A 14,160-nucleotide genomic window follows, 5' to 3' on the forward strand; every position below is an offset into this window, starting at 1 on the left:
TATGTGAACACAAAGCCAGGGCCCCGACCGGGATTTGAACCCGGGACCCCTTCCTTACCATGGAAGTGCTCTACCACTGAGCTATCGGGGCGAAACCATCTCGCTGTGAAGTTCACGGCGAATTTGGCAACCAGTAGAGAATATCAAAAGATTCGGGCGCCCGTGACCATCACGGGCTCTCCACCCCCGAAAGTGCCCATGCGGCGAACTGCGGGCCCACCGCGCTGAGCGTGATTCCGTCGTCGGATGTCACGAGCCGGGCGCCGTCGAAACCGTCGACTTCCGCGCCAAACAAGGGCAGTGGGGCATCTGCTTCGGTGAACGCGGTGGCGAGCGCCGCCGCAGGAATCGTCACGGAGAAGTCGCCACGCCCGGCCGCAACAAGCACAGAATTTCCCGCCGACTCGCGCACGAACACCAACACGTCGTCGCCGACGTGCAGCCAGCGCATGCCGCCGCCGTTCAGGGCCGGCTGGCTGCGCCGCAGGGCGATGAGTGCGGCGTAGAGCGCGGTGGTGTCGCGAGCGAGGTCTCGACGCGCTCGGTCCTCGCTACTCGAGCGGGACGGGTCCTCGCCCAGGAGCTGCCACGGGATCGGCGTGCGCGAGGCCTCGCCGTCGACGCCGACGAGACCGAACTCGTCACCGGCGAAGACCACGGGGATGCCGGGCAGCGTCGCGGCGAGCCCGAACGCCACAGGCACCGTGCCCGGCAGCGCGCTCGTGAGGAAGCGGGGCGTGTCGTGCGTGTTCAGCGCGTTCAGCGTGCCGAGGCGGGTGCGCCACGGAAAGCCCGAGACGAAGCGGTTGTGCGCCTCGAAGAACTGCGCCCCGGTGTGCGCGGGAACCTGGGCATCGGCGAATCCGATGCCGCCCGCTGCCCGGCTCCCCGGCCGCATGAGCCAGCTCCACAGCGGCCGCGTGAACGGCGAGTAGGTCATGGCTCCGTGCCAGGCGTCGCCCTGGAAATCACTCGCGGCGTCGTTGGTCGACTCCCCCAGCAGGATCGTGTCGGGGTTCACCTCCGCCATGGTGCGCCGGATCGTCTGGCGCACCTCGGCGTTCAGGTCTTCCGCGCCGAGCCTGCCGGTCATGTTGGCGACGTCGATGCGCCAGCCGTCGAGGCTGAAGGGCGGCTTCAGCCAGCGGGCGACGACCGAATCCGGGCCCTCGATGAAACGCCGGCGCAGCTCGCGAGAGCCCCAGTTGAACTTGGGCAGGCTGGGGACACCGAGCCACGACTCGTAGCCGTCGTTGTCGGCATCCCGCCAGTAATAGAAGTCGCTCTCCTGCGCATCCGGGTGATGGTGCGCGGCCAGGAACCACTCGTGGGCATCGCCGGAGTGGTTGCTGGTGAGGTCGCCGATCACGCGGATGCCGCGGGCGTGGGCCGCCTCGACCAGGCGCACCAGCGCATCGTCACCGCCGAGCAGCGGATCGACCGCGTCGAAGGTCAACGCGTCGTAGCGGTGGTTGGAGCGGCCGGCGAAGACGGGCGTGAGGTAGAGCAGGTTGATGCCGAGCGCGTCGAGGTGATCGAGGTGTTCCAGCACGCCGTCGAGGTCTCCCCCGAAGAACTGGGCGCTGCGGCCGGGCGGGTTCGGGTCGAGCGGGTCATCCCAGGCTGCCGGGATCGCCCACTCCGGCAGCGGGCGCTCGTCGGCGGCGGCGGAGCGCGCGAAGCGGTCGGGGAACACCTGGTAGAGCACGCTGGAGGCGAGCCAGGCCGGCGGCCCGATCTCGGGCGCGCTGGCGACGAGCTTGAAGTCCTCGCTGTCGCGGGTCTCGGTGTCGTGCAGCCCCTCGGCGTTCAGCCAGAGCTGGCGCGGGGAGCCTGCGCCCACGGAATCAGACGCCGTCTGGCCCTGCAAGAGGAAGCGGTAGCCGTGCACCGGGTTCTCGACCTCGACCTCGGCCTGCCACCATGCCCAGCCGTTCCGCTCGCCGAGCAGCACGGCCGGAGCGAATCGCGGCTCGTGGTTGGGGTTGGAGCGCACGCTCACCGCGTCGAGACTGGCCAGGCCGAGTGCCGCGAGGCCCTCTGCGCCGGCTGGCACCCGCAGCCGCACGCTCACCTCCTCGCCGAGCACGGGCGCCTGCGTCGAGACGTGCAGTGGGGAACCGTCGTGGTGGGGTGCGAGCATGCGCCTATTCTCCACTTCCGTGGTGACGGGCGAGCCCGCCACCGAGCCAATCCTGGGTATCGTGGCGTGCGTTACTTCACCGAACCGGCCGTCAGGCCGCCAACGATGTACTTCTGCAGGTACAGGAACAGCGCCATCACAGGCAGCGCGGCCATCACCGCACCGGCACAGAACGCGCTCCAGTCGGCGTAGCGCGGGTTGGAGACGAGCTTGGTGAGCCCGACCGCGAGGGTCTGCTTCTCCGGGTCGATCAGGATCACGGATGCCACCACGAATTCGTTGACGGTCGCGATGAAGCTGAGCAGCGCAACGACGGCCAGGATCGGCGCGACCAGGCGCAGGATGATCGTGAAGAAGATGCGGGCGTGGCTGGCGCCGTCGATCTTGGCCGCCTCGTCGATCTCCTTGGGCACGGTGTTGAAGAAGCCGTACATCAGGAAGGTGTTCACACCGAGCGCACCGCCGAGGTAGACCATGATCAGGCCGATGTGGGTGTTGAGACCCAGCGCGGGGAACCAGTCGCCGATCTTCGACATCAGCAGGAAGATCGCCACAACGGCCAACAGCTGCGGGAACATCTGGATGATCACGATCGACACCAGGCCGAACCGCCGCCCGGTGAAGCGCATGCGCGAGAAGGCATACGCGGCGAGGGCGCCGAGGAATACGGTCGCGATGGCTGTGATGCCTGCCACCAGGAGCGTGTTCATGAACCAGCTCGTGTACGGGATGTCCGGGCTGCTGAGGATGCGCAGGTAGCTCTCGAAGCCGATCGCCGAGAACAGCGCGTTCGAGCCGGTCAGCGTGCCCTGCGGGTTGAGCGAGCTGGAGAGCACGAACAGCAGCGGGAAGCAGGAGAAGACGATCATGACGATGCCGACGACGTGGCGCCAGCCGGTGGCCCGGAACCAGCGGCCGAAGTTGAACGGACGCCGCTCGTAGACGCCGCGGGTGTTGCCGGCCGTCACGGCCCTGGTCGAGGTGTCGTCGGGATCATTCGTGCCGACGGTGCTGGATGTGTCGATGGCGTTCATTAGTTGAGGTCCTCCAGCGCCTTGGTCTTGCGGAAGCTGATGATCGCGATGATCGCCACGATCAGGAAGATGATGATCGAGAAGGCGCTCGCCAGCCCGTAGTCACGCGTCTGACCGGTGAAGGCCACCTTGTAGACCATGGAGATCAGGATGTCGGTATGCCCGACGGGTATGGGAGCGCTGGAGTCGCGCGGCCCACCATTGGTCAACATGTAGATCAGGTTGAAGTTGTTGAAGTTGAAGGCGAAGGATGCGATCAGCAGCGGCGCGACCGAGACGAGCAGCAGCGGCAGCTTGATCAGCCGGAACACCGCCCAGGGTTTTGCCCCGTCGACGGTTGCCGCTTCCTGCAGTTCCTCTGGGATCGACTGCAGTGCTCCGGTGCAGACCAGGAACATATAGGGGAATCCGAGCCAGAGGTTCACGATGAGGATCGAGACCTTCGCCAACGTCGGGTCTGTCAGCCAGGGAACATCCGCGCCGCCGAGCAACACCTGGTTGATGAACCCGAAGCTCTCGTTCATGAGCCCGGCCCACACCAGCGCAGAGAGGAAGGAAGGGAAGGCGTAGGGCAGGATCATCAGCACGCGGTAGAACTTGCGGCCGCGCATGCGCATGTCGTTGAAGACGATGGCGAGGAAGAGGCCGAGGAAGAAGGTCGTGGCGACCGAGACGATCGCGAAGACGAAGGTCCAGATCGTCACGTACACGAGCGGGCCGCGGATGCTCTCGTCGGTGAGAGCACGCACGAAGTTTTCGCCGCCGACCACGATCTGCCAACCGGGGAGCAGCTGCTCGCCGTCATCCGCCGTGAAGGCTCCGGTGCCGTTGTCGGTGTAGACGGTGCCGGTCGTGGTGTCGGTCATGGTGCCTGCGGCCTCGTCGTACTCGAGGGTCGAGACGTAGAGGTAGCCGCTCGTGCCGTCCGGCGTGCGCAGCGCGCCGTCGTTGGGGTCCTCGGATGCCGGAACGGCGAGTGCGGTGATGGCATCGCTCTGCGCGATGATCTCCTGGAAGCTCAGGGTGCTGTAGCCGTCGAGCGCGACAGCCTTGTCGCCGTCGAACTCGGCGTTGTCGACCGTGCGCAGCGGGGTTTCGGCGTTTCCAACGCTCACCTCGCCATCGGGGTCAGTGACGAGCAGGTTGAGCTGACCGGCCCGCTCGAGCACCGTCACGGCGTAGGTCGGCGAATCCTCGACGCGCTCGAGCGCGGAGCTCATCAACGCCGAGACCGCCTGCTCTTTGGTGCCGTTGTGGCCGGTGCCATAGTTGGTGAAGCCGATGTACGCGGTGTAACCGAGCACGAAGATCTGGAAAATCACCAGGAAGATCACACCGGGCGTCAGGTACTTGGCCGGAAGCTTGCGCTTGCTGAGGTAAACCCAGTTGATCATTCCCGTCGCGACGACCACGATGCCGATCACGAGCCACTCGCGCTGGGCGAGCAGGATGAAGATCGCCGTCAGCGCCAGCGCGTCCAACACGCCAAGGGCGATGATCTTGACGAGGATGCCCCGGATGCCGCCGGATGCCGCGTCGGCGATGTTCGACGCCTTGCGCTGCCTCGGGCTCAGCTTCGGTGGCCCCTCGACCGTGGCCTCCAGGCCGGCGGAGACGTTCTCGGTGGTGCTACTCATCTGTTGCCTGCTCTTCTCGCGTGCCGCGTGCGACGTACTGCTGGAACCTCTTGCAGCGAATCCGCCCGCACACGGATGTGCCGGGCGAATCGCTGACGAAAGAAATTCCGGGGCGGAGGCCAGCGGCATCCGCCCCGGAATCACGGGGTGTTACTTGTTGATTGCTGCCTGGACGTCGGCGGCGAGCTTCTGCCACGTCGCGACGGGGTCGGCACCGTTGATGATGTCGGCCTCGGCGATTCCCCAGAACTGCCAGACGGCACCCATGGCCGGGATGGCCGGCATCGGCACGGCCTGCTCACCGACGGCGGCGAAGCCGGCGACGATCGGGTCTGCGGAGGCGGTCTCGGCGGCAGCGGAGAGGGCGGGGAGGACGTTGCCGGCCTCGAACAGGTCGAGCTGCACGTCTTCGGTGCCGATGTAGTTGACCAGGAAGTCGTTGGCCGCGACCTTGTTCTTCGACTCGGAGGAGAGGTAGAAGCCCTTGACGCCGGCAAACGGCGAGGCGATCTCTGCGGTCGGGCTCGGAACGGTGTCGATGGCCACGTTGATGCCGGCGTCGACAGCAGCACCAACGTTCCACGGACCGGTCAGCCAGAAGGCCGCGGTGCCGTCGAGGAAGGCCTGCTTGGCGATGTCACCGTCGATGTCGGTGTTGAAGACGCCGGTGCCGTTCTTGCCCTGGCTGCCGAGCCACGTGGCGAACTGCTCGCCGCCGGCGTTGCCGATCTGCAGATCCGTCGGGTCATAGCCCTGGTCGTTGGTGCCGAAGACGGGGGCGCCGAACGCGGTCTGGAACGGGTAGAGGTGGTACGGGTTGCCCTCTGCACCCTGCTCGACGACGAACGGCTGCGCGAGGCCGGCGGCCTTGCCCTTGGCGATCATGTCGTCGAAGTTGGCCGCGGCCTCCGGAACGATGTCCGCGTTGCGCAGGACGGCGATGTTCTCGACGGCATAGGGCAGCAGGTAGACCGAGCCCTCGTAGGTGGCGGCGTCGATGGCGACCTTCAGGTAGTCCGCCGCGCTGTCCCCGAGTTCGAGCGGAGCGACGACACCGTTGGTGCTGAGCTCGCCGGCCCAGTCGTGGGCGCCCATGGTGATGTCGGGACCCTTGCCGGTCGGCACCTGCTGGATGAAGTCATCCTTGATGGTGTTGTTGTCCTTGGAGACGAGCTTCACCTCGACACCGGTCTTCTCGGTGTAGGCGGCCGCGGCGCCCTTGAGCGCGTCGACGCGCTCGGCGTCGACCCACACCGTGAGCGATCCGGCGGAGGCGCTGGGCTTGTCGCTGGAGCCGGCGCTCGTGTCGCCGCTTGCGCAGCCTGCCAGGGAGAGCGTTGCAACGGCCGCGACTGCGAGGGCAGCCAGCAGGCCCTTCTTCTTCACCATCATTGGTGTGCCTTTCGTTAAGCGCTGTGAGTTGGCCCCCAGCCGCTGCGGTGAGCACCCGTGGTGCACCGTCACGCCCGAAAGGCCGTTCTCTCGATGTGCTGCGGTCGCACGCGATCAGGTGACCTCGACAACTATGCAAGCGATTACATGTATACCTGCTCCGTCGAGCAATCACAACTCGCCGTGATCAGACCGTTACGCATGGATGCTGGCCAAAATTCTATGTAAGCGGTGACAGCGACGCGCCACCAATGTGTAACCGCTTTCATTTCGGGGCGAATCATCGTATGGTTTCCGTCATGACTACAGAGTGGTGGCGCACTGCCGCGATTTACCAGATTTACCCACGCTCCTTCGCAGACGCGAACGGCGACGGCATGGGCGACCTCGCCGGCATCACCTCGCGGATGCCGGCCCTGGCCGAACTGGGCATCGACGCCATCTGGCTCTCCCCGTTCCAGACCTCCCCCCAGCGCGACGCCGGCTACGACGTCGCCGACTACTGCGACGTCGACCCGCTGTTCGGCAGCCTGGCCGACTTCGACGAGATGCTCGCAGAGGCGCACGCCCGCGGCATCCGCGTGATCGTCGACCTCGTGCCCAACCACTCCTCCGACCAGCACCCCTGGTTCGTCGAGGCGCTCGCTGCGGCCGAGGGCAGCGCAGAGCGCGCCCGCTACCTGTTCCGCGACGGCAGCGGCGAGAACGGCGAGCTCCCCCCGAACAACTGGGAATCGGTCTTCGGAGGCCGTGCCTGGACCCGGGTGACCAACCCGGACGGCACCCCCGGCCAGTGGTACCTGCACCTCTTCGACAGCTCCCAGCCCGACTTCGACTGGAGCAACGAGGAGGTGCGCGAGGAGTTCCGCCGCATCCTGCGGTTCTGGCTCGACCGCGGAGTCGACGGCTTCCGTGTCGATGTTGCCCACGGCTTGGTCAAGGCCGATGGCCTGCCCGACTACACCCCGCCGGCCGAGGGCGGCAGCATGGGCGGGGCGGCCGGCCTCGAGGGGCTCAACGAGGGCGCGCTCGATGAGCTTCCGAGCGCGCCGTACTGGGCACAGGACGGCGTGCACGAGATCTACCGTGACTGGCGCGTGCTGCTCGACGAGTACCCCGGCGAGCGGATCCTGGCCGCAGAGGCCTGGGTCGACCCGCTGCCTCGGACCGCGCTGTGGGTGCGCCCGGACGAGATGCACCAGGCGTTCAACTTCGCCTACCTCGAGACGCCCTGGAAGGCCGACGCCCTCCGCCGCGTCATCGATGACTCGCTGGCGACCTTCGCCTCGGTCGGCGCTCCGAGCACCTGGGTGCTCTCGAACCACGACGTCGTGCGCCACGCCTCCCGCCTCGCGCTCACGGCCGAGAACCCGCAGGGCCACGGCATCGGGCCGAAGTCCAAGGGCCTGCCGATCGCCGAACTCGGCCTGCGCCGCGCCCGCGCGGCCACCGCGCTGATGCTCGCCCTGCCCGGCAGCGCATACATCTACCAGGGCGAGGAGCTCGGCCTGCCCGAGGTCATCAACCTGCCGGACGACGCTCGCCAGGACCCGACGTGGTTCCGCACCGAGGGCGAGCGCTACGGCCGTGACGGCTGCCGCGTTCCGCTGCCCTGGGAGGGCTCGTCGCCCTCCTACGGCTTCGGTGCCGGTACCGCCTCGTGGCTGCCGCAGCCGACCGAATGGGCGGAGCTCGCCCGCGACAAGCAGTCCGGCGTCGAGGGGTCGACCCTCGAGATGTACAAGCTCGCCTTGCGGCTGCGCCGCGAGCTCGGCCTGGCATCCGGAACGCTGGAGTGGCTCGGCGCGGATGAACTCGGCGCGAGCGACGACCTCGTCGCCTTCCGCAACGGCGGCGTCACGGTGATCGGCAACACGGGCTCGAGTGCCGTGCAGCTGCCTGCAGCCGTCGGCTCGACCGTGCTGCTCACGAGCGGCCCGCTCGATGCTGGCGCCGACGCGACTGCACTCACGCTGCCGGCCGACACGACCGTCTGGCTGTCCGCCTAGCGCGCACCGTAGAAACGCAGAAGGAGAGCGCCTCCGGCCCGCATATGCGGCCGGAGGCGCTCTCCTTCTGCGTGCTTGGTGTCCTTAGACCGGGCCGCGGTGTGCTCCCCGGCGCACCGGCGCGAGCAATCCGCCTCCGGCAGCTGCCAGACGCCCATCAGGCCAGAATTCAGCGCTGTGTCGTGCGCGCGCGGCTGTGTGCTTCTGCGCTGTCGAGGGAGAAGCGAGCGGAGGAGCTAGTTGGTGTTGGCGTACAGCCAGTCGAGCGGGTCGACCTTGGTGCCGCTGATGCCGCCGAGGCGGATCTCGAAGTGCAGGTGCGGGCCCGTGCTCATGCCGGTGTTGCCCGTGTTGCCGATCACGTCGCCGGCCTTCACGATGTCGCCGACCGAGTAGAGCATGGTTCCGTGCTGCATGTGCGCGTAGACGCTGGTGATGGTGTCGCCGTTGATCTCGTGCTCGATCATCATGTGCACGCCGAGGCTGCCCTCGCCGTCTTCGGCGAGGGTCACAACGCCGTCGGCAATGGACTGGATCTCCGCCCCGAGGCCCGGGTTGAAGTCCTGGCCACCGTGGTTGCTGGAGCAGCCGGCGCAGTCGCGGTAGCCGAAGCGGTCGCCGACGTGCACGCCGACGGCGAATGGCCACTGCACGGTGCCGTTCGGGTTGTTGACGAAGGTCGCCTCCATCCGGATGCCGCTGGCGGCCGCAGCCTCCGCGATCGTGGAGGTCTCGTAGCCGTCCGTCTGCACGGTGATCGAGTCTGCCCCGCTTGCGACGATGGACTGACCGGGCTCGTGGCTGGCCGAGCTCTTCGCCAGAAGGGTCGCGGCCTTGACGTCGTCGGCCGTCAGCAGGGCCTCAGCCGGAACCGAGGTCGCAACGGCCATGAGCGCAACGAAACCCATCGCGACGACGACGGAGGTCTTGGCGACGATGCGGCGCCCGAGTGGCCGGAGCACGCCCGCCTTGCTCGGCGCAGGTGCGGCAGGAGCCGAGGATGCCGCGCGCGACGGGGCGGACCGAGGCGCAGAGGGCGCTGCGGTGAATGGCGCTGCGGTGAGGGGCTCAGAAGCAAAAGGTGACGAGGCGAAGGGTGACGAGCTGACGTTCGCTGAGCTGAAGGTCGCGGAGCCGGCGCCCTCGGCGTCACGGGGCGTCGCAGGGGTGCGGCGGCTCGGCGCGATGGGGAGCGGAATCTCGGCGACCATGGGGCCGAGGCCCCTGACCGCACGGCGCTCTCCGGTCACGGCGCCGAAGTCGGCCGAAACCGTGGGAGTCGAGGCGACATCGACGTCGACGGAGGCGGCGCGGCGCGAACGGCGCTGGGTCGGAGCCCCGGAGGAGGCGAACTCTGTGGAGCCGAACTCGGTGGCGACGGCCGGTGGCTGCTCCACCGGGGGGATGCTGATGGCGACCTTGGGCGCTGCGGCGAGCGACTGCGCGGTGGCCAGCGGGGCGGCATCCGGCGTGGGAAGCACGAGCGACTCGAGCAGCGCCGAGTAGGAGGATGCGGTGCGCGGGGCCGGCTGCGGCGCGATCGGGATGACGGCGGTGCGGGTCGGCACCTCGGGCACGATCGGCAGCACTGCGGTCGCGGTCAGGCCGGCCGACTCGGCTACAGCCTGCTCCCCAGCCGAAGGCGCTACACCCTGCTGCTCAGCCGAAGGCGATGCGAGCGGCGGCTGTGCGGCGAGCTCGATCGCCCGTTCCCGCTCGCGGATCTCACGCCGCGTCAGCGGACGATTCGAGCCGGAGGGGGAGCTGTCGACACCCGGCTGAACCGGTGCACCAGTGCCGGGCGCAGGGGCGTCCGGGGCAGTGGTGTCAGCAAGCAAAGTGGGGGCCTTCAGCGAGGTGTTCAAGACAAATATGAGGTGATCACCCTGGCCTCGCCAAAGTAACGAATTCATAAAGGCTAGCGGGCGCAGTATGAAAAATCCATGTGAACGGATGCGTTTGCCCCCTAACGGGGGTAATCACATTGGGGGGCACGTTTACCCGGCGTTCACCGTCATGCGCCATCGATTGTGTGCGGATTCAGGGGCCCATCACGGCTAAATCACGGCTGTGTCACGGCAGAATCCGGGGCGGATCACCGGTGACTCCCGGCGGGTTCCCGGGTGCGTCTGGCCCGATAGAGCACGTGTGGCGCGAGCGGGTGGTCGGCGGGCAACGCGGGGTGCCCGAAGTCGCCGGCCTCGTCGCGGACCATGCCGATGCGTTCCATGACGCGCCGCGAGCGCAGGTTTGAGCGCGACGTGAACGACACGATCTCGTGGAGGCCGACGGTGCCGAATCCGTACTCCAACACCGCGGACGCCGCCTCGCTCGCGTACCCGTTGCCCCAGGCGTCTGCGGCCAGCCGCCAACCGATCTCGACGGCCGGCCCCGGCGCGGATCCGTGCGGCGACGTGAAGTGGGCGGTGAAGCTCGGCACCGCGAGCCCGACGAAGCCGATGAACTGCCCGGAGTCCAGCCGCTCCACCGCCCAGAGCCCGAAGGCAGCGCGGCCGGAGCCGTTCCGTTCGAAGCCCGCTTCGATGCGGTCGATCAGCGCGTCGGATGCCGCGGCGTCGAGCACCGCGGGGAAGTACTCCATCACGGCCGGATCGGCGTTCATTCGGGCGAAGGGCGCCCGGTCGGCATCCGTCCAACGCCGCAGCAGCAGGCGCTCCGTGACGATTCGCGGCCCGCGTGCGACGGGAGCGCTCACGCGGAGGTCCCGATGCCGGCCTCCACGAGTGCCGCGTGCAGCGCGGCGAAGAGTCCCGGCTCGGCGGCGATCAGCAACTCCGCGGTCGCGGGGGCACCGTGCAGGCCGGCCACGTGGGCACCGGCCTCCCCCGCGATCAGAGCGCCGGCGGCGTGATCCCACGGGTTGATGTGGCGTTCGTAATAGGCGTCGAGGCGGCCGGATGCCACGGCGCAGAGATCCAGCGCGGCGCTGCCGCCGCGGCGGATGTCGCGGACCCGAGGCAGCAGTGCGCCGAGCACAGCGCCCTGGGCGGCCCGGCGCTCTGCGATGTATGAGAAGCCGGTTCCGACCAGTGCGTGCGCAAGCGTTGGATCGGCGTTCACCTGCAGTCGCTCCGGCACACCCTCGCGGTCAAGCAGCTCGAGCCAGGCCCCTCCGCCTGCACTGGCCGTGTAGAGCTCGCGGACCGACGGCGCGTAGACGGCTCCGGCGAGCGCCCGCCAGGTGGCGGTCGGTTCGTGGCCGGCAGCGGCGTCTGGATCGAGTTCGCCCACCGCGATGCTCACAGCCCACGTCGGGTTGCCGTAGAGGTAGTTGACGGTGCCATCGATCGGGTCGACGACCCAGACGAGCCCCGAGCTGCCGGTGGTGGCATCCGATTCCTCGCCATAGAAGCCATCGTGAGGGCGCTCGGCCGCGATCAGCGCCCGGATCAAGGCCTCGGTCTCACGGTCGGCTGCCGTGACGACGTCGACGTCACTCGACTTGCTGGCGGCAACCGAGACCCCCTCGCGTCGGCGATCCGCGGCAAGTGCTCCAGCCTCGAGCGCGATCCGGCGGGCAGTCTCCATCAATGCAACACTCATACGCCAACGCTACCCGCCGCCCGTGCTCGTGAGTGGGCGCAATCTGCCCCATGGCGACGCTCGAAGGGGCCGATTGCGCCCACTCGCGGCCCGCCTCAGGCGAGACAGGGCGGGCGGGCGGGCGGCGCTAGGCGACGAGCGCTGCGGCGGCGGTGGCGAGCTCTGCGCGCAGCGGCGTGGTCGGGCGGCCGAGAAGGCGGGCGAGCTCGCCACTCGTCTCGGCCAGGAGCCCGTCACGGATGTTGCCGTCGAGCGCGACGACGAAGCCGGCGGTGCCGGCGTCGAGGCCGGCCTGCTCGAGTGCTGCCTGGTGCTCCTCCGGGCTGAGGCTGCGGAAGGCGACAGGGCGACCGAGCACGTCGGCAGCGGCCTCGGCGAGTTCGGCGTGGCTCCAGGCGACGTCGCCGCTCAGCTCGTAGACGGCTCCGCTGTGGCTCGCGTCGACGAGCACGAGTGCCGCGGCAGTCGCGTAGTCGGCCCGGCTGGCGCTGGCCACGCGCCCCTCGCCGACGCTGGCCGCGATCTCGCCGCTCGCGGCCGCCTGGCTCAGCGCGCCGAAGTAGTTCTCGGTGTACCAGCCGTTCCGCAGGATGGTGGACGGGATGCCGGAGGCTGCGATCAGTTCCTCGGTGGCCTTGTGCTCCGGGGCCAGAATCAGTGCGGACGTGGTGGCGGCCGGCGCGCTGGTGTAGACGAGGCGTCCGACCCCGGCGGCCTTCGCGGCGTCGATGACGGCGGCGTGCTGGGCGACTCGCTGACCGACCTCGCTGCCGGAGATCAGCAGCACGGCATCCGCCCCGGCGAATGCCTGCTCGAGCGCTGCGCTGTCGGAGTAGTCGGCGACGACGGTGCGGATGCCGCGCTCCTGCAGCTCCGCGAGGCGCTGCTCGTTGCGGCCGGTGCCGATGATCTCGGCGGTCGGCGTTCCGCCCTGCAGCAGTGCATCGATGACGAGGGCGCCGAGCTGGCCCGTTGCTCCGGTGATGACGATGGTCATGGTGTTCCTTTCGAGTGCGCCCAGCTGGCCGCGGATGTCACGACCGCTCTGGCCGTCGTCGGGTACAACCCCGTGCACCCGACGTTACTTCCCAGAAGAAGGTACCCACCTTTTGGTAAGGTACGTACATGACGGTGAGAAATGAGCAGCTGCAGGGGATCCCGGGCACGACGGCGGGAATCTTTCCGGCGGCCTGTCCGAGCCGCACGGTGCTCGACCACGTCACGAGCAAGTGGGGCGTGCTCGTGCTGCTGGCGCTCTCCCGCGAACCGCACCGCTGGGGCGAACTCCGCCGCGGCATCGAGGGCATCAGCGAGAAGATGCTGGCGCAGACGCTGCGCACACTCGAGGGTGACGGCTTCGTGCATCGCGAGGTTCAGGCGGTGATTCCCCCGCGCGTGGATTACAGCCTCACGGCGCGCGGCCGCGAACTCACGGAACACCTGTTGCCCCTGATGGGCTGGATCGACGACAACGCCGCCGAGATCCTCGCGCCCCGGTTCGACTGAGCTCGCGTCAGGCGAGGGCGGGATTGGCCGGTGACGGTCCCCCGATCGCCACCGGCTCCATGCGTCTGTCCCCCGACGGCGCATGTCCCTTCGTACGATCGTACTATAACTGGACGGTGTCCCCCGGCTGCCGGGCCAGGAAGCGGCCCGGCTCGACCACACCGAGCAGAGCGAACTCCCGTTCGAGCATCTCCTCGATGCGCTCCGGCAGATCCTGCCGCCCGGTGAGCCGCTGCGAGATCTCCTGCACCCCATAGAAACCGGCGACGAGGTGCCAGGCCTCGCTCGCGAGGTTCCTGCCGGGCGGGATCTCGCCGTCATCCGATGCCTCGATCAGGCACTGTGCGATCACGGCCACCCAGCTGACGTACGGCGTTGGGAAGGTGGCGGGGATGACGTCGTACTCGCGGAGGAGTCGTACAGCGGCACGCACGCGTACGTCGTCGCGGAACGCTCGGGACACCGTGCGGATGGATGTGACGATCGCGGCCATGCCGCGCAGGGGGACGGACGATCCGATGATGTTCGCGAACGAGGCTTGGGCGTAGGCGCTCTGCACGATCTCGACGGCGAGGTCGACCTTGGCCTTGAAGTAATACTGCACCAGCCCCTTGCCGACGCCTGCCCGTTTGGCGATGCCGCCGATCGACGTTCCGGCGTAGCCCCGCTCCGCGAATTCCTCGGCCGCGATGCTCAGGATGCGATCGCGGGTCTCGGCCGAGCGCGCGGTCGATCCGGAGGGCGATGCCGAGGGCGACTGCGCGGTGGAAACGGTCATGTCGGCTGGACTCCTTCACTCACGCTGGCTGTTCCCCAGTTTCGCAGACCCGGCCAGCGGGGGCCTGTGCGGCGCGGTGCACGGGATCAGGCCGTCC

Annotated in this window: 11 protein-coding genes and 1 tRNA gene; 2 read left to right on the forward strand and 10 right to left on the reverse strand. The window is 68.4% G+C overall.

The genetic code is table 11. The features are described 5' to 3' along the window. Positions 1–19: 19 nt before the first annotated feature. The 5 genes from ASC66_RS13705 to ASC66_RS13725 form a co-directional block, all read right to left on the reverse strand. Positions 20–91 (reverse strand) — tRNA-Thr (locus tag ASC66_RS13705). Positions 92–169: 78 nt separating this feature from the next. Beyond that, complete coding sequence (locus ASC66_RS13710; protein ID WP_055840604.1) at positions 170–2,143, reverse strand: glycoside hydrolase family 13 protein; 1,974 nt, start codon at positions 2,141–2,143, stop codon at positions 170–172. Between the two features lie 71 nt (positions 2,144–2,214). Further along, complete coding sequence (locus tag ASC66_RS13715) at positions 2,215–3,177, reverse strand: sugar ABC transporter permease (RefSeq protein ID WP_082492344.1); 963 nt, start codon at positions 3,175–3,177, stop codon at positions 2,215–2,217. Further along, on the reverse strand, positions 3,177–4,814 hold the full coding sequence (locus ASC66_RS13720; RefSeq protein ID WP_055840607.1) for an ABC transporter permease subunit: 1,638 nt from the start codon (positions 4,812–4,814) through the stop codon (positions 3,177–3,179). Before ASC66_RS13720 ends, ASC66_RS13715 begins: the two co-directional genes overlap by 1 nt. A gap of 150 nt (positions 4,815–4,964) precedes the next feature. Next, positions 4,965–6,206 (reverse strand): sugar ABC transporter substrate-binding protein, encoded by a 1,242-nt coding sequence (locus tag ASC66_RS13725; protein ID WP_055840610.1) that lies wholly within the window; start codon positions 6,204–6,206, stop codon positions 4,965–4,967. 299 nt (positions 6,207–6,505) lie between these two features. Between ASC66_RS13725 and ASC66_RS13730 the strand changes: the two genes are divergently transcribed. Beyond that, entirely contained in the window at positions 6,506–8,215 is a 1,710-nt protein-coding gene (locus ASC66_RS13730; RefSeq protein WP_235496930.1) for a glycoside hydrolase family 13 protein, read from the forward strand. A 236-nt stretch (positions 8,216–8,451) separates the two neighbouring features. Here ASC66_RS13730 and ASC66_RS18575 read toward each other — a convergent pair whose 3' ends face one another. The 4 genes from ASC66_RS18575 to ASC66_RS13750 all read right to left on the reverse strand — a co-directional run bounded on the left by ASC66_RS18575 (position 8,452) and on the right by ASC66_RS13750 (position 12,776). Then, positions 8,452–10,053, reverse strand: coding sequence for a peptidoglycan DD-metalloendopeptidase family protein (locus tag ASC66_RS18575; protein WP_055840616.1), 1,602 nt, complete (start codon positions 10,051–10,053; stop codon positions 8,452–8,454). A gap of 257 nt (positions 10,054–10,310) precedes the next feature. Next, positions 10,311–10,931: a GNAT family N-acetyltransferase gene (locus ASC66_RS13740; RefSeq protein ID WP_200944828.1), complete on the reverse strand. Its 621-nt coding sequence runs from the start codon at positions 10,929–10,931 to the stop codon at positions 10,311–10,313. Next, complete coding sequence (locus tag ASC66_RS13745; protein ID WP_055840618.1) at positions 10,928–11,779, reverse strand: inositol monophosphatase family protein; 852 nt, start codon at positions 11,777–11,779, stop codon at positions 10,928–10,930. Before ASC66_RS13745 ends, ASC66_RS13740 begins: the two co-directional genes overlap by 4 nt. Before the next feature lie 127 nt (positions 11,780–11,906). After that, positions 11,907–12,776: an SDR family oxidoreductase gene (locus tag ASC66_RS13750; protein WP_055840621.1), complete on the reverse strand. Its 870-nt coding sequence runs from the start codon at positions 12,774–12,776 to the stop codon at positions 11,907–11,909. Positions 12,777–12,904: 128 nt separating this feature from the next. On the opposite strand from ASC66_RS13750, the gene ASC66_RS13755 reads away from it, so the two are divergent. After that, a complete protein-coding gene (locus ASC66_RS13755) occupies positions 12,905–13,285 on the forward strand; it encodes a winged helix-turn-helix transcriptional regulator (protein WP_055840623.1) in 381 nt (126 codons plus the stop codon). A 103-nt stretch (positions 13,286–13,388) separates the two neighbouring features. Here ASC66_RS13755 and ASC66_RS13760 read toward each other — a convergent pair whose 3' ends face one another. Next, positions 13,389–14,063, reverse strand: coding sequence for a TetR family transcriptional regulator (locus ASC66_RS13760; protein ID WP_055840626.1), 675 nt, complete (start codon positions 14,061–14,063; stop codon positions 13,389–13,391). Between the last annotated feature and the right edge of the window lie 97 nt (positions 14,064–14,160).

The sequence above is a fragment of the Leifsonia sp. Root4 genome, from assembly GCF_001425085.1.
Lineage (GTDB): Bacteria > Actinomycetota > Actinomycetes > Actinomycetales > Microbacteriaceae > Microterricola.

Coding starts and splice junctions, on each gene's coding strand:
- ASC66_RS13720 (WP_055840607.1), bottom strand. CDS start 4,814: ATGAGTAGCACCACCGAGAACGTCTCCGCCGGCCTGGAGGCCACGGTC.
- ASC66_RS13750 (WP_055840621.1), bottom strand. CDS start 12,776: ATGACCATCGTCATCACCGGAGCAACGGGCCAGCTCGGCGCCCTCGTC.
- ASC66_RS13715 (WP_082492344.1), bottom strand. CDS start 3,177: ATGAACGCCATCGACACATCCAGCACCGTCGGCACGAATGATCCCGAC.
- ASC66_RS13710 (WP_055840604.1), bottom strand. CDS start 2,143: ATGCTCGCACCCCACCACGACGGTTCCCCACTGCACGTCTCGACGCAG.
- ASC66_RS13725 (WP_055840610.1), bottom strand. CDS start 6,206: ATGATGGTGAAGAAGAAGGGCCTGCTGGCTGCCCTCGCAGTCGCGGCC.
- ASC66_RS13755 (WP_055840623.1), top strand. CDS start 12,905: ATGACGGTGAGAAATGAGCAGCTGCAGGGGATCCCGGGCACGACGGCG.
- ASC66_RS13730 (WP_235496930.1), top strand. CDS start 6,506: ATGACTACAGAGTGGTGGCGCACTGCCGCGATTTACCAGATTTACCCA.
- ASC66_RS13745 (WP_055840618.1), bottom strand. CDS start 11,779: ATGAGTGTTGCATTGATGGAGACTGCCCGCCGGATCGCGCTCGAGGCT.
- ASC66_RS13760 (WP_055840626.1), bottom strand. CDS start 14,063: ATGACCGTTTCCACCGCGCAGTCGCCCTCGGCATCGCCCTCCGGATCG.